This is a genomic window from Flavobacterium jejuense, from assembly GCF_006491595.2.
Classification (GTDB): Bacteria; Bacteroidota; Bacteroidia; order Flavobacteriales; family Flavobacteriaceae; genus Flavobacterium; species Flavobacterium jejuense.
Genome location: NZ_VEVQ02000018.1, coordinates 1 through 21,420, shown reverse-complemented (window position 1 = coordinate 21,420; position 21,420 = coordinate 1). Strand labels below are relative to the sequence as shown.

At 30.9% G+C, this 21,420-nt stretch carries 16 protein-coding genes and 1 pseudogene; 6 read left to right on the top strand and 11 right to left on the bottom strand.

The genetic code is table 11. The features are described from left to right. Positions 1-35: 35 nt before the first annotated feature. From FIA58_RS19065 to FIA58_RS19040, 6 genes are all read right to left on the bottom strand, one after another. A complete protein-coding gene (locus FIA58_RS19065; RefSeq protein ID WP_140964296.1) occupies positions 36-983 on the bottom strand; it encodes a glycoside hydrolase family 5 protein in 948 nt (315 codons plus the stop codon). After that, positions 984-2,189 carry a glycoside hydrolase family 27 protein gene (locus FIA58_RS19060; RefSeq protein WP_140964295.1) on the bottom strand — a complete coding sequence of 402 codons (1,206 nt, stop codon included), beginning with the start codon at positions 2,187-2,189 and terminating at the stop codon, positions 984-986. A 70-nt stretch (positions 2,190-2,259) separates the two neighbouring features. Beyond that, positions 2,260-3,276, bottom strand: a complete 1,017-nt coding sequence (locus tag FIA58_RS19055; RefSeq protein WP_140964294.1) for an IPT/TIG domain-containing protein — start codon at positions 3,274-3,276, stop codon at positions 2,260-2,262. A gap of 13 nt (positions 3,277-3,289) precedes the next feature. Then, positions 3,290-4,909, bottom strand: coding sequence for a RagB/SusD family nutrient uptake outer membrane protein (locus tag FIA58_RS19050; RefSeq protein WP_140964293.1), 1,620 nt, complete (start codon positions 4,907-4,909; stop codon positions 3,290-3,292). Between the two features lie 12 nt (positions 4,910-4,921). Further along, entirely contained in the window at positions 4,922-8,101 is a 3,180-nt protein-coding gene (locus FIA58_RS19045; RefSeq protein ID WP_140964292.1) for a SusC/RagA family TonB-linked outer membrane protein, read from the bottom strand. A gap of 219 nt (positions 8,102-8,320) precedes the next feature. Next, positions 8,321-9,199 carry a helix-turn-helix domain-containing protein gene (locus FIA58_RS19040; protein ID WP_140964291.1) on the bottom strand — a complete coding sequence of 293 codons (879 nt, stop codon included), beginning with the start codon at positions 9,197-9,199 and terminating at the stop codon, positions 8,321-8,323. Positions 9,200-9,407: 208 nt separating this feature from the next. On the opposite strand from FIA58_RS19040, the gene FIA58_RS19035 reads away from it, so the two are divergent. Genes FIA58_RS19035 through FIA58_RS19015 form a run of 5 tightly spaced genes read left to right on the top strand, consistent with a single transcriptional unit; the run spans position 9,408 to position 16,079 of the window. Next, a complete protein-coding gene (locus FIA58_RS19035; protein WP_140964290.1) occupies positions 9,408-10,550 on the top strand; it encodes a glycoside hydrolase family 26 protein in 1,143 nt (380 codons plus the stop codon). A gap of 20 nt (positions 10,551-10,570) precedes the next feature. Further along, a complete protein-coding gene (locus tag FIA58_RS19030; RefSeq protein ID WP_140964289.1) occupies positions 10,571-12,394 on the top strand; it encodes a sodium:solute symporter family protein in 1,824 nt (607 codons plus the stop codon). Between the two features lie 19 nt (positions 12,395-12,413). Further along, positions 12,414-13,604, top strand: a complete 1,191-nt coding sequence (locus FIA58_RS19025) for a glycoside hydrolase family 130 protein (protein ID WP_140964288.1) — start codon at positions 12,414-12,416, stop codon at positions 13,602-13,604. Position 13,605: 1 nt separating this feature from the next. Continuing rightward, a complete protein-coding gene (locus tag FIA58_RS19020) occupies positions 13,606-14,790 on the top strand; it encodes an AGE family epimerase/isomerase (RefSeq protein WP_140964287.1) in 1,185 nt (394 codons plus the stop codon). Positions 14,791-14,801: 11 nt separating this feature from the next. Continuing rightward, positions 14,802-16,079, top strand: a complete 1,278-nt coding sequence (locus FIA58_RS19015; RefSeq protein WP_140964286.1) for a glycoside hydrolase 5 family protein — start codon at positions 14,802-14,804, stop codon at positions 16,077-16,079. A gap of 36 nt (positions 16,080-16,115) precedes the next feature. Here the strand turns inward: FIA58_RS19015 and FIA58_RS19010 are convergent, their stop codons facing one another. The 5 genes from FIA58_RS19010 to FIA58_RS18990 all read right to left on the bottom strand — a co-directional run bounded on the left by FIA58_RS19010 (position 16,116) and on the right by FIA58_RS18990 (position 20,521). Next, positions 16,116-16,838 (bottom strand): alpha/beta fold hydrolase, encoded by a 723-nt coding sequence (locus FIA58_RS19010; RefSeq protein WP_140964285.1) that lies wholly within the window; start codon positions 16,836-16,838, stop codon positions 16,116-16,118. 70 nt (positions 16,839-16,908) lie between these two features. Next, positions 16,909-17,757: a bifunctional helix-turn-helix domain-containing protein/methylated-DNA--[protein]-cysteine S-methyltransferase gene (locus FIA58_RS19005; RefSeq protein WP_140964284.1), complete on the bottom strand. Its 849-nt coding sequence runs from the start codon at positions 17,755-17,757 to the stop codon at positions 16,909-16,911. A gap of 423 nt (positions 17,758-18,180) precedes the next feature. Further along, the gene (locus FIA58_RS19000) at positions 18,181-18,612 is read right to left on the bottom strand and encodes a hypothetical protein (protein ID WP_140964283.1); all 432 of its coding nucleotides are present in this window, start codon (positions 18,610-18,612) and stop codon (positions 18,181-18,183) included. An 89-nt stretch (positions 18,613-18,701) separates the two neighbouring features. Beyond that, positions 18,702-19,295: a hypothetical protein gene (locus FIA58_RS18995; RefSeq protein WP_140964282.1), complete on the bottom strand. Its 594-nt coding sequence runs from the start codon at positions 19,293-19,295 to the stop codon at positions 18,702-18,704. 296 nt (positions 19,296-19,591) lie between these two features. Next, positions 19,592-20,521: a hypothetical protein gene (locus FIA58_RS18990; protein WP_140964281.1), complete on the bottom strand. Its 930-nt coding sequence runs from the start codon at positions 20,519-20,521 to the stop codon at positions 19,592-19,594. 719 nt (positions 20,522-21,240) lie between these two features. On the opposite strand from FIA58_RS18990, the pseudogene FIA58_RS21345 reads away from it, so the two are divergent. Next, positions 21,241-21,420, top strand: a pseudogene (locus tag FIA58_RS21345) (IS1182 family transposase); the annotation flags it as partial.

The window sequence follows — 21,420 nt, the reverse complement described above, 5'->3', positions numbered from 1 at the left end:
CAGAAACATAGCAATATCAACTATAACTCCCCTAATTAATTATTCAAATCTCTTAAATAAGCTCTAGTTTTTCTTCCAGACTCTTTTAAATCCTTGTCTTTCCAGTTTCCTGTGGAAGAAGCAGTTTTTTTCAACATAGAACAGGTTTCATCTTTATCAGATATGGACCAAGTAATCCAACTTAACTTTTTGGATTCCATCCAATCTACATATTCTTGCCAAGCTTTGTAATCCATTGGCCCATCACCTGTCGCTTCCATTCCTGCACTCTCTGAAATAAAAATAGGAAGTCCGTCTTTAATAGCGTTATCTACTCTATCTCTTAGCCATTTTTCATGGGTAGCTGCATAAAAATGCATGGTATACATTAGATTATCGTAACCTACAATAGGATCAGCTGCTGGTAATTGCACTTCTTGATCCCATTTGGGTGAACCTACTAAAATAATATTATTGGGATCGTTAGCACGAATGATACTAATTACTTCCTCAGAATAAGCTTTTATCTCTTCCCATGTTTCCTGATCAGGTTCATTAAAAACTTCATAGATTATATTAGGATAATTGCCATATCGTTTTGAAATTTCATCAAAAAACACTTTAGCTTCTGCCAAATTTATATTGTGACTGTGCCAATCGACAATAACATAAATATTTTCTTTTATGGCTCCTTCAATAATAGCTTCTACCTTTTTTTTAGAAGAAGAAGGGTTTTCTAAATAATTGTTATCCCCGTGTTCCACACCCATAGCCGCTCGTACTACATTGCAATGCCAATCTTTTTTAAGCCATTTTACTACTTTTTTATTATAAAATCTGGGCCATAAACTATGCCAACCAAGGCTAACACCTCTTAAAACAATTGGATCTCCATCTTGATTAACTAATTGTGTTCCCTCCACTTTTAACTTCCCATTTTTTTTGACAAATTGTGCTTGAGAACTGAATGTAATAACTAATAAAAATAGAACTATTTTTTTCATTTATCTTCTTTTTAAAATTAACGTTACAACGTCGTGTGATGCTAAAGTAGACTTAAAAGGCGTTTTTGTAGATTTTAAATCTTTATGTTGCCAAATATCTCTAATATCATATTGAAAATTTTCAAATGAAGTCTTTAAATGATTTACTTCATCTACTACATTGTGCTTCATCCAATCAAAATTAACATTTATTTCTTTATCATTCTTATTAAAGAAAGAAACTGCCCAATTTCCATTTTGAAGGGGTTTAAACCAAATTGACAATCCATTTTCGTCTGCGTACTTGAATCCTTGAATTCCTAAAGCATCTTGATTGATTGCTATTAACTCCTTGTTAGTTAAAATAGTTAGTGTTTCTTTTGTCATTTTTCTAAAATCATTACCCGCTATTAATGGAGAAGCTAACATACACCATAAAGCAAAATGAGATTTATCTTCTTCAAAAGTCATACCATTGCCAACTTCCATCATATCAAAATCATTCCAATGATCTGGACCAGAAAATTGTCGAATATTTTTATGCATTTCAGCTATTTTGAAAAATCCCCAAGACGACCAAGTATCATGTTTAAATTCACAATCATAACAAGGATAAATATCTCCAGAAATCCTCCATAAATTACCTATAGGTTCACCCCAATTCCAAGGCTGATTATCACCCCATTCACATAGACTAAAAACGATGGGTCTTCCAGCTTTTTTGAGTGCTTTACTCATTGTTGAATAAGCTTCTTTTGCAGTAATTCCCTCAGTATTGCACCAGTCGTATTTTAAAAAATCAATTTCTAATCGAGCATAAAAACGAGCATCCTGATATTCGTATCCTCTAGTTCCAGGGTAACCTGCACAAGTTTCAGTTCCTGCGCAATTATATAATCCAAATTTTAAACCTTTAGAATGCACATAATCAATTACTGCCTTGATTCCATTAGGAAACTTTTTAGGATCAGGCACTAAATCTCCATTATTGTCTCTTTCCATCGTCATCCACCCATCATCTAAGACTATATATGTATAACCAGCATCTTTCATCCCAGAAGACACCATTATATCAGCTGTTTCTTTAACTAATTCTTCATCAATATGTGTTTCAAAAGTATTCCATGAGTTCCATCCCATTGGTGGAGTAATAGCTAAGTCACTATATTTTTGTGAAAAAGAATTAAGGAACAGTAAGCAAAAAAAAATATTTATTTTTACATTCATAATAATTATTTAAAAAAAGCATCTCAAAAAAAGATGAGATGCTTTTAAAAACTAACTCAGTTAATCAAATTTAATCTATTGTATAAGTAATATTATCAAAATAATAATTGATTGTACTACCAGTAAACTCCTGAAAAGAAATATTCTGAACAGCAGCAGGATTACTCAACTGATCCCATGTAAATTTAAATTCGGTCCATTCATCTGTTGTTTCAACAGCAAAATCAGTATTTCCCCAATTGCTTCCATTAAAAATAAAAATTAATTTACCTGGTGTATCAGAACGAACTGCAAACTTAATACCTGTATATTCAGATATTTGATCATCATATTCCCAGTTTCCTTGAATATTATCATAGCCAGCAATCTCCTTTTTAATAAAAGTAGTTCCTTGAAAAGCTGCTGACAAATCTGTAACATATTCATGATTATTCCATGGTTCAATAGTCCAAGGTGCATAAAAACTATCATCGTAAATTGCTGTTCCAACAGCTGTTCCCCATGAAGTAGTACCTGAAATAGTTTCAACTTCAACATATTTATGTTGTGAATTAGCAGGCATTACCACTACAATCTCAGTCAAAGAACTAGACACGATTGTTGCTGGATTACCATCAAAAGTTATTATTGGATCAAGAAAATAATTACCATAAATTGTAACCTCTTCACCTTCTAAAGCATTAACTGGTTGAAAACCTTGAACAATTGGTGCTGGAGGAGCCACTATAAAATCATATTCTACACTCCCATTTTTAGTAACTACAATTAATTTATTTGAACCACCTTCATAAGGAGTATTCACATCAATTGTTACAAAAATCGAACTATCAGTAACTAGTGTTGGGTTAAAATAAGTGTCTACATCATTAAAGTATATCTTTTGAGTAGAACTAAATCCAGATCCTTGAATAACATACATATTGTTTGCATAACCTTGAGTAATTGGTTGTAAATCTGGATCATCAGCTTGACTGACATTATTAATTATTGGGGGATTTTTTCCATTATTAGTATCATCATTAGAACAAGATGTTATAACTGTTAAAGAAAAAACCAATATTAATAGCTTAAATTTAAAGTTTTTCATATTTCATATATTTTTAGTTAAATACGTAAGGAACCGCTTCCTCATTTAGTTTTGGATTTTTTGACAAATCATTATCTGGATAAGGTAACAAGAAATCATTTCCATTATTATCAGGGCTATTACCAGTTGTAGGTGTAAAATAATTAGGAACATCCATATTTCCTCTATCTTGAGCTGACATAATTGCAATAGCATCTGCTCTAGGAATTCTTCCTAAATCAAACCAATAATCTCCTTCAAAAGCAAGTTCTTTTCTTCTTTCTGTGAAAATATCATCAAAAGTTATTGAAGTTAAAGGAGCTAAACCTGCTCTTTCTCTAACTGCATTAAATGAACTAAGAGCATTTGCATCTGAAGTACTTGCTCCACCAGCTAAAGTAGCTTCAGCATGGATTAATAGTAATTCAGCATAGCGCATTATATAAGTATTATTTTCCATCATGGCAAAACCATCTACTTTTCCAGTTGCGTTTCCGTTAACTATTCCAATACAATATTTTTTTATAGCAGCACCTGCACCTTGACCTCCAATTTCATTAGCTGGTGGCACAACTAACTGTCCAAAGTCTGTTCCAAATTTTGCTAAAACTTCTGGATACACATCACCTGGCAACATTATAGTTTCTTTTCTTCTCAAATCATTGGTTTCATATAAATCTAAAATATCTTGAGAAGGAGCAAAAACACCACCATAAGTTGCATTTGAAGTGGACACATTAGAAGTACTTATTCCAAATTGTGTATTACAATTATTACCAGAACCATAAACTCCATCTATTTTCCATTGTAAGGCAAAAATTGATTCTTGGTTATTATTATATTCATATTTAAATAAATCTGAGAAAGAATCACTTGGTAAAGAAGTTCCTCCTAATAATTTAAATTCACCCGAATTAATCACTTCTTCTGCCATTAATTTTGCATTAGAATAATCTTGTAAATACAAATACACTTTTGCTAGCATTGCTTTAGCAGATCCTTTAGAAACATGTGCATTATCATTATAATTTGAACCTCTATTCTTTTCAAACAATAATTCAGAAGCTTGCATGTAGTCTCTTCTAATTAATTCATAAACATCTTCCACTCTATTCTTCGCAATTAATGGATTATCTTGAAAATCAAGATTGTTCTCAATAATAGGAACAGCTCCCCATAATCGCACTAAGTAAAAATAAGCAGTTGCACGTATAAAATAAGCTTCTCCAATTGTATTATTCAGCACGTTACTACTAACTGCTGGACCAACTCTGTCTGGTAAAAAATTAATAATAGCGTTAGCCTGAGCAATATTCGCCCATAAAGATTTCCAACCATTATAAAGTTCTGGATCACTTCCTAAAATGGAGAAATTTCTCATAGCATTAACATCACTAGAATTGGTATACATATTTCCAGAACCTACTTCTGCAATGGCATAAAAAAATTTATTATTAAAATTAAACCAAGTTCTATTATACATTGCATTAGTTGCTGTAGCTACTTGATTATTTGAACTATAATAAGCATCTAAACTAACCTGATCTTCTGAAGGTCTATCTGTAAACTCTTCTGAACATGAACTTGGCACAAGTAATATAAATGTTATTATTAAGAGTAAATTTGCCTTTTTAAAAATATTTTTTGTTTTCATTTTGCTTTTTTTTTAGAATTCTAGATTAAGCCCAAAAGAATAGGATCTTGGTGATGGAAATCTTCCGTTATCAATTCCCGATAATAAAACATTTTGATTAAAGGAACCTACCTCCGGATCATAACCTGAGTAATTAGTGAATGTAGCCAAATTTTGAGCAGTTGCATACAATCTTATTCTTGAAATTTTATATTTACTTAAAAAATTTGAAGGAAGATTATAACCTAAAGTAACATTTTGAAGTCTTATATAAGAACCATCTTCTACATAACGATCGGACATAACTGTATTTTGATTTGCATCACTACCAATTGGTCTAGGTATATCAGTATCTGTATTAGTTGGTGTCCAGTAATTTAATGCTTCAACCAGCTGATTTTTATATAAGCCATCATTTGCGATTCCTGCTCTTCTTGTCAAGTTCAAAATATCATTCCCATAAGAACCCTGAAAGAAAATAGATAAATCAAAATTCTTATATCTAAAATTATTGGTAAAACCAAAAGTAAAATCTGGATGTGGATTACCAATTATAGTTTTATCCTTTGTATCTACAACACCATCTCCATTAACATCTACATATTTGACATCTCCTAAATAAGTTTGTCCAGGTGCTGTGCCTACTGTTTGACCAAATTGTAAAGGAGCGCTATTTAAAGCATCCATATCTGTAAACAAACCATCTGTTTGATATCCATAAAACAAACCTATTGGTTGACCTACCAATGTATTAGTAACAGTTGTTTGTTGATACCCATTTAAATTTACATCTTGCGTCAAAGAAAGACCATCTTGAATACTCACTAAATTATTTTTATAGTGTGAAAATACTAATGTAGAATTCCAAGAAAAACTATCACTTTTTATTGTCTTATAATTCACTGTAATATCATACCCCTTATTCTCCATTTCACCAATATTTGAATAAGGTGCTTCTATTCCTCCAAGAAAAGAATCTCCACCTGTTAAATATACTGGCCAAGGTATTTGGAAAAGAAAATCTTTAGAAGTCTTATTATAAAAATCTAAACTTGCAGACAATCTTGTTTCAAGTATAGTAAAATCTAAACCAAAATTAGTTTGTTGCATAGATTCCCATTTTAAATCAGGATTTGGAAAATTAGATGGTAGAAAACTATTCCCTTGAACTCCTAAAATAGCTGAATATCTATTATTTGGTATCTGCTGATTTCCAGTTTCTCCATACCCCACTTTAAATTTAATATTATCAATGTACTTTTTTGTTCCTTCCATAAAAGATTCGCTAGATAATTTCCAACCAAGAGCTACAGCAGGGAAATAACCCGTTTGATTTTTTGTGGTTGGATCAAATTTTGAAGAAGTATCTTGACGAATGGAAGCTGATAAACTATAACGATTATCATAATCATATAGTAAACGACCAAAAAGAGACCATAAAGAACTACTTCCTTTGTAACTATTAACATATCTTTGATTAGGGTCAGATAAACTCAAACCATGAATATCATTTGTTTTAAAATCATGAGCATCTGCTGTAACTCCCTCCCAATGACTATCTAAAGCCTCTTGACCTGCTAATACAGTAAATCTATGTTTATTGATACTAAAATCGTAAGTAATTAAATTCTTTAAGATAGTGGAATACCAATTTTGTCTTCTTTCATACAAATCTGCTGTTAAATTAGATTGACTTCCTCTATCATATGATGGCTCAAACAAAGTATGTTCTGAAAACTCTGTGTTTCCTGATAATTCAATTCTATATTTTAATCCTTTCAAAATAGATGCTTCAGCATATAAATTTCCAAGAAAATTTTTTCTTACTAAATGATTCTCTTTTGTAAGAGCTTCTGCTACTGGATTAAAATAAGCTACATTTTGACCCGATGGTGGAGATCCATAAGTTCCATCTGGATTAGTTACAGGTGTATCAGGAGCTTGTAATAAAGCATTAGCAATTAAACCTGTAAAGCTTTGATTAATTGTCAATTTTTCATTAGTAATACCTGCTGTAATATTAGTACCAACTTTCAACCAATCTTTTACTTTAGAATCTAGATTTAAACGTATCGTATATCGTTTCAATCCCGAATTAATGATATTAGCTTCTTGATTTAAGAAACTTCCAGATATATAATAATTCGTATTCTCTTTAGAACCTGAAAAAGAAAGTTGATGATTATGAGATATAGCTGTTTGATAAATTTCATCTTGCCAATTTGTTCCAGCACCTAATAATTCTGGATGAGAAAACTCTACTCTTGGTGTAGAACCAAAAATAACTGCTAGTTCATTTTGGTGCTGTGCATATTGTCTTAAATCCATAACATCCAATTTTTTATATATCTGTGTTACAGTTGAAGAACCATTATAAGTTATCTTTCCATTACCATTTTTCTTACCTGATTTAGTAGTAATAATAATAACTCCATTTGCTCCTCTAGAACCATAAATAGCGGTTGCAGAAGCATCTTTTAAGATATCAACTGATTCAATATCATTAGGATTTAACATGGAGAGAGGACTTACTGCATTATTACCACTTCCACCGCTTGTTGAAAAATCATTAGCTGCTAACGGTCGACCACTAGTTGATTTCCCTGTAGCATCTCCAGAAATCTGAACACCATCAATCACATATAATGGTTCGTTTGTACCGCTAATTGAAGTAGTTCCTCTAATACGAACCGAAACCGCAGCACCTGGTTGTCCTGAACCATTTGTTACAGTAACTCCAGAAAGTTTACCTTGCAACATTTGATCCACATTAACTTGCTTTAAGTTATCGATATCATCAGCTTTTATTGAAGATACTGCACCATTAACGTCATTTTTCTTTTGTGTGCCATATCCTATAACTACTACTTCATCTAAACCACTTACATTTTCTAATAAGATTACATCAATTTTATTCTTCCCATTAATAGAGACTTCTTGTGTTTGAAAACCAATATAAGTAAAAACTAGAACTCCATTCGATGGAACATTCTCAATTTTATAATTCCCTTCAAAATCAGTAACTGCACCAATTTTTGAATTTTTTAAAATCACATTAACACCTGGAAGTGTAAATCCATTAGTATCAGTTACAATACCCGAAATATTTGCTACTTGTGCATTTAAGACGCTGAAAGAAGTAAAGATAAAGAAGAAAAAGAAATACTTTTTCTTACTCCAAAATTGCTTTAAATAGTAAAGTGAATCCGTCATAATTTGTTAGTTAGTTAAATTAGTAAAATCGAAATAAATAATCTTAAATTTTAAATTATACATAATTTTAATCATTATTTATTATCAATAAACAAATTTATACTACTTGTTAACAAAATCTTAATATTATTTTATCATTTAATACTATTATTTTCTCATTAATAAATATCTATTTTTTCAAAAAAATTGACAAATTAATATATATCTATAATTAATTTATTACAAAAAACGTTTCATTCCATTAAACTCATCTCTATATTGACTCGGAGTTGAGTTTTTCTTATTTTTAAAAATCCTATTAAAGTTAGCAATATTATTAAACCCTGCTTTAAAAGCTATTTCAGAAATACTAAGATCTTTTTCTATCAACCATCTTGCTGCATACCCTACTCTAATATCATTTAAATAATTAACGAATGTTTTATTTGTTCTTTTTTTGATAAACCTATTAAATGAAACTACTCCCATAGAAACAACATCAGCAACTTCATTTAAGGTAATCTTTTCTGCAAAGTTTTTTTGTATATAATCATATATAACCTTCATCTTATCATCTTCTTCAAACTTATCAAAGTCTATAGTATAAGAAGACAACAGTCTCTGATTTCTTGAGTTAGCCATATCTTGAAGTATAGAGATGATTTGTAAAAAATAATCCATACCTTCTAACCTAGGCAATTGCATTAACTGTTCCTTTAAATCTAAAGCCGTTTTTTTTGAAAATAAAATCCCATGAATCGACCGATTAAACATTTCTTTTATATCCGACATTATCCTCCTTTCCAGCAAAGAATCTTCAAATAAATCATTATGAAACTGAATGGTTATTTCATGAATTTTACCACCTTTATAATTATACTGTTCCCATCCATGATATAAATTTGGACCAATTAAAACCAATTCAATATCATCAATTTCTTCAATATGATCACCAATAACCCTTCTCACTCCTTTACCATTTTGAATAAAATTTATCTCAAATTCCGGATGATAATGTATAGGAAAATCGAATTTATCTTTAACTCTATCAAATATTATAAAGCTATCATTTTTTGACAATGGTGTTATTTCTCTATAAAAATGATTTTTATTTTTCATGGATCTATTTTTAAATTGAATTTATTTGATATAAAAATGATAAAATAATATCATTGAGAACAATTTTACAAAATTATCTTTGAATAATGATAAATATTTCAAATCTTTTTTTGTTTATTTAGAAAATTTGAGGTGTTTATTTTGAATTATTCTTAAATATTTTAAATATAAAAAACCATATTACCAACAAAATAAGTTTAAAAAAACGATGACTAAATTTAAAACGTATTACTTCTTACTTCTAATTCCTTTACTTATCTCTTGTTCTATTCTAAAAAAGAGCAATTCTTATATTACTGATAAGAAAGCAACAAGAAAAACAAGAATTTTATATGACAATTTATTTAAATCGTTAGATAAAGGAATACTGTTTGGTCACCAAGATGACTTAGCATATGGTGTAGAATGGAAGTATGAAAAAGACAGAAGTGACATAAAAGATGTTACAGGTGATTATCCTGCTGTTTATGGTTGGGACATTGGTGGTTTAGAAAAAGATTCTCCAAATAATATAGACGGAGTTCCATTTGATAAAATGAAAAAATGGATAACAGAAGTTTATAATCGTGGTGGTGTGAACACCATAAGTTGGCACATGGACAATCCTTACACTGGAAAAAATTCTTGGGACACAACTCCTAATTCACTAATATCTATTTTACCTAATGGAGAAAAACACCAACTGTACATTTCTTGGTTAGATAAAGCTGCCGACTTTTTTAATTCCTTAAAAGGAAAAAGAGGAAGAAAAATACCTATTCTTTATCGTCCTTTTCATGAATTGACAGGTAATTGGTTTTGGTGGTGTAAAAACAACGCTACACCTGAAGAATTTAAACAACTTTGGGAATTTACCATTAACTATTGGAGAAACACTAAAAAAGTACACAACCTAATTATTGTTTACAATACTTCTTCCTTTATGACCAAAGAAGACTTTATGGAATATTATCCTGGTAACAATTTGGTAGATATGCTTAGTTTTGACAATTATATTTACAAAAACCCTACTGAGGATTCTACTTTTATAAAAAACTGTCAAAGACAATTTCAAATCATGGACGAAATAGCAAAAGACAACCATAAGATTCCTGCCTTTGCTGAAACTGGTTATGAAGGAATTCCTTATGAAAAATTTTGGACTGAAACTTTATTAGATGCTATTGGTAGTTATAAAATTTCTTATGTTTTAGTTTGGAGAAATCACGGTTGGCAAGAAAAAGAAAAAAAAATGCATTATTATGCTCCTTATAAAGGACAAGTAAATGAGAAAGATTTTGTTGATTTTTATAATTTAGACAAAATACTTTTTCAAAAAGAGGTTTCAAAAATAAACCTATATAAAAAATAATTATTCACTAAAAGAAAGATATGAAATTACATTCGATAGATATTCTTATTGTTTCTCTTTATTTAATCACCATCATTATTATTGGTCTTGTCCTTAGAAAGCGAGCCCAAAAAAGTAAAGATGATTATCTATTAGGAGGAAAATCGATTCCATGGTACATGCTAGGTTTGTCTAATGCATCTGGAATGTTTGATATTTCAGGAACAATCTGGTTAGTAACCTTAATGTTTGTTTATGGGATTAAAAGTGCTTGGATTCCTTGGTTATGGCCTGTTTTCAATCAAATATTCCTGATGGTTTATTTATCAAAATGGTTAAGACGATCAAACGCTACAACTGGGGCTGAATGGATAGGAACTCGATTTGGTTTTGGAAAAGGAGCTAAATTATCACATATCATTGTAGTCGTTTTTGCATTAGTAGTTTGCTTAGGGTATTTAGCCTATGGTTTCATCGGATTAGGTAAATTCGTTGAAGTCTTTGTACCATGGGAAATGGTAAGTAACTACGTTCCATTTACCGTACCTCCAGAATATGTCCCTCATTTTTATGGTACTATTTTTACACTTTTTGCTGTTTTTTATTCACTTTTAGGTGGTATGTCTGGAATTGTTTGGGCAGATGTGGTTCAATTTGCTATCATGACAGTTGCTGCACTAGTAATAGGGTATTTAGGTTGGCAAGCTGTTGGAACTGGAACTTTAGCCGTTCCAGAAGGTTGGATGAATCCTTTTATAGGTGAATTAAGCATGGATTGGTCTAGTATTATTCCACAAGTAAATGAAAAAATAAAAAGTGACGGTTTTGGTATTTTCTCTATTTTCCTATTTATGATGCTTTTTAAAGGGGTATTAGTCAGTGTGGCTGGTCCTGCACCAACATATGATATGCAAAAGATTTTATCCACTAAATCACCTGCAGAAGCTTCAAAAATGAGTGGTTTTGTTTCAGTTATCCTAATGCCTATTCGTTACTTAATGATTGCTGGTTTTGCAGCATTAGCATTAGTATACTATGAAAAACTAGATTTATTAAATGCTGCAGGAGATATCGATTTTGAATTACTATTACCCACAGCCATTAATCAATTTGTACCTGTAGGTTTACTAGGTTTACTTTTAGCAGGTTTAATTGCAGCTTTCATGTCTACATTTGCTGGAACATTAAATGCCGCTCAAGCTTATTTGGTAAATGACATTTATCTTAAATACAAAAATCCAGAAGCTAGTTCAAGCCAAATAAAGAACATGAATTACATTACTGGAATAGTTGTAGTTATAATCAGTATTATTTTAGGCTTTTTTGCAGAAGATGTTAATTCAGTTTTAAACATAATTGTATCTGTACTTTATGGAAGTTATGTAGGTGCTAATATTCTAAAATGGCACTGGTGGCGATTTAATGGAGAAGGCTTCTTTTGGGGAATGGTTGCTGGTTTAGTAGCAGCATATTTTGTTCCAATGCTATTTCCAGATGTAAATGCCTTGTATTTATTTCCTTTATTATTAGTTATATCATTAGCAGGAAGTATTATAGGAACCTTCTCCGCTCCTCCTACTGAAGATAAAATTTTAATCGAATTTTATAAAAATGTAAAACCATGGGGATTTTGGAAACCTATACAGGATAAAATTCTTTTAGAAGAACCAAACTTTAAAAATAATGACTCTTTTGGTTTAGATATGTTCAATGTAGTTACTGGAATAATTGCCCAAACTTCTTTAGTAATCTTACCTATGTATCTCATCTTTCGTCAAAGTACACCTATATATATTACACTAATAGTTTTAATAGTTTGCATTTTATTATTAAAAAAATATTGGTGGAACAAATTAGATCAATAACATAAAAATTAAACACGATATGATAAAGACAAATCAGTTAGAAAATAAAATAAATATAGAACAACAAGTTACTGCTTTTCAATACTTAATTAACCTAAAAAATATTCCCACAGAAAATACAAATGGTATTTTTCAAAGATATACTTATCCTATTGTAACAGCTGCACACGTTCCTTTAGAATGGCGTTTTGATTTTAATCCTGAAACCAATCCTTATAATTTAGAAAGAATTGGCTTTAATGCTACTTTCAATGCTGGTGCTATAAAATGGAAAGACAAATATGTTCTTTGCGTTCGTGTTGAAGGAAATGATAGAAAATCATTCTTTGCAATTGCAGAAAGCCCTAACGGAATTGATCGATTTCAATTTTGGGATAAACCATGTGTAATACCTCAAATTGAAGGCAATCCTGATACAAATGTATATGATATGCGTTTGACACAACATGAAGATGGTTGGATTTATGGTGTTTTTTGTACAGAACGTAAAGACCCAAATGCTCCAAAAACAGATACAAGTTCAGCTATAGCTAATGCTGGAATTGTGCGTACTAAAGATTTAGTAAATTGGGAAAGACTCCCAGATTTAATTTCAAATTCTGGTCAACAACGCAATGTTGTATTACATCCTGAATTTGTAAACGGAAAATATGCGGTTTATACTCGTCCACAAGATGGTTTTATCGATGTAGGTAATGGTGGAGGAATAGGATTAGGGTATATTGATGCTATGGAAAATCCTGTAGTAACTGATGAAAAAATAATTTTTGGAAAAGTTTACCACACTATTTACGAATTAAAAAACGGTTTAGGACCTGCACCAATTAGAACAGATAAAGGTTGGTTACATTTAGCTCATGGAGTGAGAAATACTGCTGCTGGTCTTCGTTATACCTTATATCTTTTCATGACAGATCTACATGATCTTTCTAAAGTAACTCATGTACCTGGTGGTCATTTCATGGGTCCAGAAAATGAAGAGCGTGTGGGAGATGTTTCTAATGTGTTATTTGCTAATGGATGGATTGCTGATACCGATGGAACCGTTTATATTTATTATGCCTCATCTGATACACGTATGCATGTAGCCGTTTCAACAATTGACAAATTAGTAGATTATGTAATGCATACTCCTGAGGATAAATTTACCTCTTCTGCTTCAGTACAAACTATCATTGCTCAAATAGAAAACAATACTAAATTACTATAAAGTGCTTCCTACTCTATCTACATTAAAATCAGCTGTTCAAGAAGAATTAAATTCCATTTTACACTATTGGGTAAACCACAGTGTAGATGATAAAAATGGAGGTTTTATTGGTCAAATTGATTGTAATGAAACTAAACAATTTGAAACAGAAAAAGGAGCCGTTTTAAATGCTAGAATTTTATGGACTTTTTCTGCTGCTTATCCGTTTACGAATAATCCAGCTCATTTAGATCTTGCCGATAGAGCCTTTCAATTTATTGATAGTTATTTTTATGATAGTTTATTTGGTGGTATCTTTTGGAGTATTCACCCAGACGGAAGTCCAAAAGATACTAAAAACCAAATTTATGCTTTGGCATTTACCATTTACGGTTTAACCGAATATTACAAGATATCTAAAAAAGAAGAAGCCTTACAATTAGCTATTAATCTTTATCATAAAATAGAGAAGCACAGTTATGATAAAGAAAAAAATGGTTATTTTGAGGCTTTTACTAGAGAATGGCAACCTATTGAAGATTTGCGCTTGAGTGAAAAAGATGCCAATGAAAAGAAAACCATGAATACGCATTTACACATTGTAGAAGCTTATGCTAATTTATATGAAGTTTGGCCAGACAAAGTACTAAAAAGTAAAATAACAAACTTACTAATAGTTATCGACATTTATTTTATTGATTCTCAAAATTTCCATTTAAAACTCTTTTTCGATGAAAATTGGATTGAAAAAGAGGATGTTATTTCTTACGGACATGATATTGAAGCCGCTTGGCTGTTACAATGGTGCGCTGAAACAATTGATGATATAACTCTAATTAACACATATCAAACATATGCAGTTGCTATTGCTAACGCTACTAAAGAAGGATTAGATTCCGATGGTGGCTTATGGTATGAATATGATCCTAAAAAAAAGGAATTAATTGCTGAAAAACATTGGTGGCCACAAGCCGAACTTTGGATTGGAATGGTAAATGCTTGGCAACTTACCCAAGATGAAACCTATCTAAATCTAGTGGAAGAGAATTTTATTTTTGTTCAAAATCATCTTATTGATAAAAAAAATGGAGAATGGTTTTGGGGAGTTTATTCCGATTATTCTAAAATAGAAAAAGACAAAGCTGGTTTTTGGAAATGTCCCTATCATAATGGAAGAGCTTGTTTGGAATTACTAAAACGCTTATAAAATTAAACTTCATGAAACAATATACTTATACTTTTATTATTACTTTATTCACCGTTTTTATCACTTTTGGACAAGAGTTCGTTCACATAAAAGACAATAATTTTATTAAAGACGGAAAACCATATCATTTTATTGGAACCAATTATTGGTACGGTGCAATGATAGGAGCAAAAAATGGAGATAGAGCACGCTTACTAAAAGAACTAGATGAATTAAAAGCTCATGGTATTTCTAATTTAAGAGTCTTAGTAGGTGCTGAAGGTGGTGACCAAGATTACACCGTTACTCCTGCACTACAAACAGAAAAAGGAAAATATGATGAAGTATTATTAGATGGATTAGATTTTCTTTTAGCAGAAATGAAAAAAAGAGATTTAACTGCTATTTTGTTCCTTAACAACAATTGGGAATGGTCTGGTGGCATGGCTAAATATTTAGAATGGAATGGTTATGGAGTTGTTCCTAATCCTAATATTGAACCAAATACTTGGCCTCAATTTATGAATTATACCAAACAATTTCATTCTTGCAAACCTTGTCAGGAAGATTTTGAGAAGCACATGCAGTTTATTATTGGTCGAACCAACCCTTATACCAATTTAAAATATACGGATGATCCTACGATTATGTCTTGGGAAGTGGCTAATGAACCTAGAGTGTTTACCAAAGACAATGAGGAAGCGTTTACTTTATGGATTAATTCGGTTGTAAACCAAATCAAAAAGCTCGATCCAAATCATCTTGTAACTACAGGCTCTGAAGGAAAAGCAGGTTCTAATGATGATATTGCTACTTTTGAAAGAACACACAAAAATCCCAATATTGATTATTTAACGATGCATATTTGGCCGAAAAATTGGAGTTGGTACAACGTTGAAGACGAAAGAAAAACTACGAAAACGTCCATTAAAAAAACATTGGATTATATTGACGAACACATCCAAGTTGCAAAAAACCTCAACAAAATAATTGTTTTAGAAGAATTTGGTTTTCCTAGAGATCAAGTGAGTTTTGATAGAAAAGATCCTATTAGCTATCGAAACAAATATTACAAAGCTGTTTTTAAAAGAATGAAAAAAGCAATTAAAAATAACGAACCCTTTGTAGCTTTAAACTTTTGGGGATATTCAGGAATAGGAAAAAATACTCCTAGTGATGGAAAGTGGAGAAAAGGTGATGATTTTAATACTGATCCTCCTCAAGAACCACAAGGTTTGTACTCCGTCTTTACTACAGATAAATCGACTTTAGATTTAATAAAGAAATACAATTTAAAAATTAACAAATAATAAAAAGGAGATAGTACTATATCTCCTTTTTTTATTCTAACTTAAAGCTATTTCTAAAAAAATAGCACACAATTCATTGGGTTTGCTAAAAAATGGAGAGTGACTGGTTTCCATCTTGTAGACTTTTTCGCAAGGCATTTCTGTATACATTTTTTGTTGGATAAAAGGTGTTACTGCCTTATCTTCTGTACATTCGATATAAAACCTTCTAATGCTACCAAATTTTTCTTCTGTCAATACCAAAGGGGTTACACCTGATTCTATAGGTTCATGACTTAACAGTAGTTTTGCCATTTCTGTAATACTATCTTCACAATCGGCATACAAACCTTCTTTATAAATTTCTGGTTGCAAGATGTGGGCTTTTAGTTCTGGAAATCTGGTTACATAAGGTTTTAAAACACTATTTGTATCTTGAGCCGAATAGTCAAATTGGGTTTTACCATCTGGAATTAAATAAGCTGCTAGATAAATTAATTTTTCAATCTTTTCCGCACGGTATTCAGCTACTTGTGAAATTACTATTCCGTTTTTACTATGACCTACAAGGATTACTTTCCCTTCGATAGTATCTATTAAATCACAGACTTTTTCTACTGTATTTGGCAATCGAACTTCATTAATTGGAGTTTTGTCTCTTCCCATTCCTGGTAAATCAATAGCTAGCACTTGATGCCCTTGTTTTTCTAAGATGGGAATTACTTGGTGCCAATTCCAAGCGTTGTGCCATGAACCGTGAATTAAAATAAATGTTTTCATTTGTATTGGATTAAATTATAGGACAAAGATTCCGTTTCTTCTTTCCTAATCCAACCCGAAACTTGCTATCTTATTTCGTCCTTTCTTTTTTTGCTCCTTCCCAACCAATGATAGCTGTTTTTCTAACATTGCCCCACATGTAACCGCCAACAAGTCCAGTGGCTTGTATAACACGGTGACAAGGAATTAAAAATGCTACTGGATTGTTTCCTATGGCTGTACCTACTGCTCTTGAAGCATTTGGGTTTTCCAATGTATGTGCAATGGTACCGTAAGTTGTTAATTGTCCAAAAGGAATTCTTAAAAGAGTTTGCCAAACTTTCAATTGAAAATCGGTTCCTTTTAAATGAAGTTTAATTTGATTGAGTTTGGACCAATCCTGTGAAAAGATATGCAATGCGTTTTGTTGCATTTCATCAACAAGAAATTGAAATTGAGCCTTTGGAAACTGATTTTGCAAAAGTGTAAAAGCATCGGAATCTTCTGTTACAAATGCCATATAACAAATTCCTTTATCAGTAGACGCTACTAGTATGGTACCAAAAGGGCTTTCCTGAAAGCTATAGTTGATTACTAATTCTTTACCTCCATTTTTATAGGTAGCAGGTGTCATTCCTTCTATATTTACAAATAAATCGTGCAGTCTTCCTGTTCCGGAAAGTCCAGTTTCGTATGCGGTTTCAAATAAAGTGGCTTGATTGTCTTTTAAAAGTTTTTTGGCATATTCTACTGTTGTGTATTGCAAAAACTTCTTCGGACTAGTGCCTACCCATTCACTAAATAAGCGTTGAAAATGAAACGGGCTCAAGTTAATTTTCTGAGCTACATCTTCTAAATTAGGTTGCTGTTGAAAATTATCTTTTATATATCCTATTGCTTCTGCAATTCGGTGGTAATTGCTTTGTTGTTGTTCCGTCATCTTACTTCCCTTTAGAGTTACAAATATCGACAGAAGGTAGTGGTAATAAAACCCAAAACTTGCTATTTTGAGGTTTTTTTTCCAACAAGTTATTCTATAATATTAAAAATAGTTTGTAAACAATTTATTTATAAAAAACTCTTAATTACCACAACAGCTCCATCCTCTTTATTGGTAATTCACGATACAAACATTACTTCTAAGTAAAAAGATAATAGGTACTCGTTACAAAAAAGAAGTGAACAGGTTATCAAAAAATACTTTTTCAGACAACCTTTTAATGTCAACGCAATCTTTATTTTATTATTCTAGTCTGTTTTGGTTACGTCAAAATGATACTCAACCTATTTATTTGAAAAGTTATTTGTTTACTGACTTACTCTAAAAATTAAATTAAGTAATTTATATCCAGTTTTAGAGCTTTTAATCTATTTTTTTATATTTCAATCCAGGACCGTCACAAGCATTCCAAGAACTTAAAAAAATGGTTTCAGATTGAAGGTTCATAATTTCTTTATTGTTTGAGGTACAAGATCCTACAATTTCACTTTCACTAGTAAAGTTTAATTCTAGTAAAGATTCATTAGAATTATTAATCAAATTATAAGTTCCTGAAACTTCTGTTATAACTCCATCTCTATTTCTTGATTTTTGAAACGTTCCATCACCATTTAATCGATAGCTTTCTTGCCATTCCATTTCTGCACCTGTTGTTTCAGAATTTATTAAACTACCTGTCATTTGTATCAGTTTCCAATTCCCAATAATTCCGCTTTCTAAGTTAGTTTCATCATCATTTTTATTACAAGAGCATAAAATTCCGATTATCATTAAAAATAAAATTTGTTTTTTCATAATACATTTGTTTTTATAGTATGGATGAATTTTATTTCATTCGGTTGCGTTATCTTAATTATAACATTTATATTTTCATATAGTTACCTTTATTTTAATTTACCAAACATGGTTCCTATTCCTATTCCGAAGTAGGTCCTGTCTTTATTAAGTTGAATCATTGGGGAAACCGAAAATCCAAAAAACCTTGTTAACGGAAACTCTATTTTTGGATTTATAGTAAGGCTCATTGTACTGTATGAATAATAGGTATAGGTATAGTTCTCTGCAAGATTAACCCATGAGTCACTCTCTACAGATTGCCAATTAGTAGGTTCTTTTATTACTGTATAACCTAAACCAAAAGCTATATTAGCTCTTATAGTTCCCTTTTTATTAAGAGCATAGATTCTTCCAAAATCAATTTTATAATTTAAAAAATGGTCGTAAGGATTTGCTGTAGTAAAACTAAATAATCCATTTAAACCACTGCTGTAATTATCGGGTTGCGATTTAGGTTTTCTAATATTTCCTGAAAAGCCAACTTTTAGTGCATATTTATTTTTAAAAACATAATTTAAGTTTAAGTCAACACCTAAATAATTTCCAATGTTATACTCACTTGTTAAATAGTAGGTGTTTTCTTGTGCCGTTATTAACTGACTGGTAAGCAATAATAAAGCCATTACAAAAATATTCTTCATTGTTTTCAAAATGTATTTCTTTAAAGATACTAAATTAAGTACTTGGTTGCGTTTTTTTTATTACCTCAGCATCATATTACTGTTATGAATCGGCTGCATATCATTATAAAATAAGCTTTCCTTTTGTTCTAAAATGACAAAATCTGAAACTCATTGTTTTTTAAAACACACTAAGTAAAGTATTTATAGTTCTTCTAGGGTAAAACATTAAAAAAGATTTTCCTAAATTAATCCAACTCTTACTTTTTCTTGATAGGTCAAATTAAAATGGAAAAATCTATCTTTAAGATATGGAGCTATTTCTCAATAGGTGAAATTGGTGAAATTGGTGAAATTGGCTCTTTACAACCACACGACAATTCGCTACTATACTCACAGTACAAATGAATTTGCATCGTTGTATCCTTTTTGTGTTTGTTGTAATAGTCTTTTAAATTAATAGTCTCTCTTTTTTCATCATCAATTATAAAATATATTTTGTGATGCAAAAGAATATCATTTAAAATGGTTACTTCAAAATCTAAAAAATATTTGTCTTGATTGGGAGACACTTCTTCCGCATAATAAGGCAAAAACAACTTGGTTAAAGCTGGTTTTGTTCTATCTAAGTATCCAATACCAGATGCTCCTTTGGCATTGTTGTATCGTTTTTTATTCAACCAAGAAAAATCCTTGCTTTCTACTTTAAAAGGAACGATATTCACCTTTAAGCTATCAAAAGCCGTATCAAAAAGCACTTGAATATAGTCTATTTTCGTAAGTTCTAAAATATCATAATCCATATAAACTTGTTGTACTGGTTTTTCGCCTTTTAAACCAAATTCGTCAGGTGTTACGATACCAATATCATAAGCAGTGTTTTGAGCAGGCTTACCGTTTTTATCACTGTTAAATACTGGTGGAGAAGCAATATAGTATTTAGCCACATAATACGATTTATTTGTTTTTGAATCAATTTGATACCCATAAGGAATATTGGTAAACACTTGGTTTTTAGTATGCCATTGCAAACCATTTGGTGCACTACTCCAATTTTTACTATTCTGATTAGAAATAATTGTATTGCATCCTAGTAGTGTTACTCCATGTGTTTGGTCTGTTTTTATGGTGGATGCTCCTAAATTGAAATTTACATAGCCTGAAGTAGAGGAAGGAAGTATATTTTGGGCTAATAAAGTTGATGAGCATAACACTAAAATAAAAGTGTAGCGTATAAAATAGTTCATAGGTATCGATTTATAGTTTATACTTATTTTTTAGTTTGTTTTATTCAAAGTAAAGCTACAGTATTACAAACACTTTTTTACCCGTAAAATTACCTGATTTTCACCTATTATTTTGGCTATTTTAATGAGCCTGAAGTGTAAACAAGTCTGAAAATGAGTTTATTGTTACCAATGCATGAAATCAATAAGCTAAAAATTAGCCTAAAAAACACGAAATAACCTAAAAGTTTAGGTCTCTGACGTAAAAGTTTAAGTCCTTGACATAAAATTTTAGGTCTACCAACGTAAAATTTTAAGTTCCTGACATAAAATTTTAGGTCCACCAACGTAAAATTTTAGGTCCTTGACATAAAATTTTGGGTTCCTGACATAAAATTTTAGGGTATTGGGTTAAAAAATGGCAGACTTTATAGGCTTATATGACAAAGTTGAAGGAAATGGTTTTGAGGAAATAGTTTTGTAGAACAGATTTGGGTGATATCTTGGGTTGTAAAAGATATATTTGTAGTGTAAAAAGGGATTTAGATACTCGTTTCAAACGAGCACTAGTTTGAGGTTGTTTTAAATCATTTTAAAAATTTAGCCTTAAAAAAAGTTTGTGCAACAGCCACCGCTGTGCTTGTTGCACAACTACATCAAAGATAACAAAAAGGCAACATTTAAAAGAGTACTTTTTTGTAAATTTAGTCAGGCAAGGAAGAAAAGAACTCAACCCCAAAATGCTCTATCAAGTTCATTTGACCGACTTGATTCCAGAGCATAATTTTTACCGAATGCTTGATAAAGCCATTGATTTTCGGTTTCTATATAAATCCACTAAGAAGTATTATGGACAAGAAGGACAGGAGAGTATTGATCCTGTTGTCTTCTTCAAAATATGCTTAGTAGGCTATTTGAAT

Coding starts and splice junctions, on each gene's coding strand:
- FIA58_RS19065 (WP_140964296.1), bottom strand. CDS start 983: ATGAAAAAAATAGTTCTATTTTTATTAGTTATTACATTCAGTTCTCAA.
- FIA58_RS19060 (WP_140964295.1), bottom strand. CDS start 2,189: ATGAATGTAAAAATAAATATTTTTTTTTGCTTACTGTTCCTTAATTCT.
- FIA58_RS19055 (WP_140964294.1), bottom strand. CDS start 3,276: ATGAAAAACTTTAAATTTAAGCTATTAATATTGGTTTTTTCTTTAACA.
- FIA58_RS19050 (WP_140964293.1), bottom strand. CDS start 4,909: ATGAAAACAAAAAATATTTTTAAAAAGGCAAATTTACTCTTAATAATA.
- FIA58_RS19045 (WP_140964292.1), bottom strand. CDS start 8,101: ATGACGGATTCACTTTACTATTTAAAGCAATTTTGGAGTAAGAAAAAG.
- FIA58_RS19040 (WP_140964291.1), bottom strand. CDS start 9,199: ATGAAAAATAAAAATCATTTTTATAGAGAAATAACACCATTGTCAAAA.
- FIA58_RS19035 (WP_140964290.1), top strand. CDS start 9,408: ATGACTAAATTTAAAACGTATTACTTCTTACTTCTAATTCCTTTACTT.
- FIA58_RS19030 (WP_140964289.1), top strand. CDS start 10,571: ATGAAATTACATTCGATAGATATTCTTATTGTTTCTCTTTATTTAATC.
- FIA58_RS19025 (WP_140964288.1), top strand. CDS start 12,414: ATGATAAAGACAAATCAGTTAGAAAATAAAATAAATATAGAACAACAA.
- FIA58_RS19015 (WP_140964286.1), top strand. CDS start 14,802: ATGAAACAATATACTTATACTTTTATTATTACTTTATTCACCGTTTTT.
- FIA58_RS19010 (WP_140964285.1), bottom strand. CDS start 16,838: ATGAAAACATTTATTTTAATTCACGGTTCATGGCACAACGCTTGGAAT.
- FIA58_RS19005 (WP_140964284.1), bottom strand. CDS start 17,757: ATGACGGAACAACAACAAAGCAATTACCACCGAATTGCAGAAGCAATA.
- FIA58_RS19000 (WP_140964283.1), bottom strand. CDS start 18,612: ATGAAAAAACAAATTTTATTTTTAATGATAATCGGAATTTTATGCTCT.
- FIA58_RS18995 (WP_140964282.1), bottom strand. CDS start 19,295: ATGAAGAATATTTTTGTAATGGCTTTATTATTGCTTACCAGTCAGTTA.
- FIA58_RS18990 (WP_140964281.1), bottom strand. CDS start 20,521: ATGAACTATTTTATACGCTACACTTTTATTTTAGTGTTATGCTCATCA.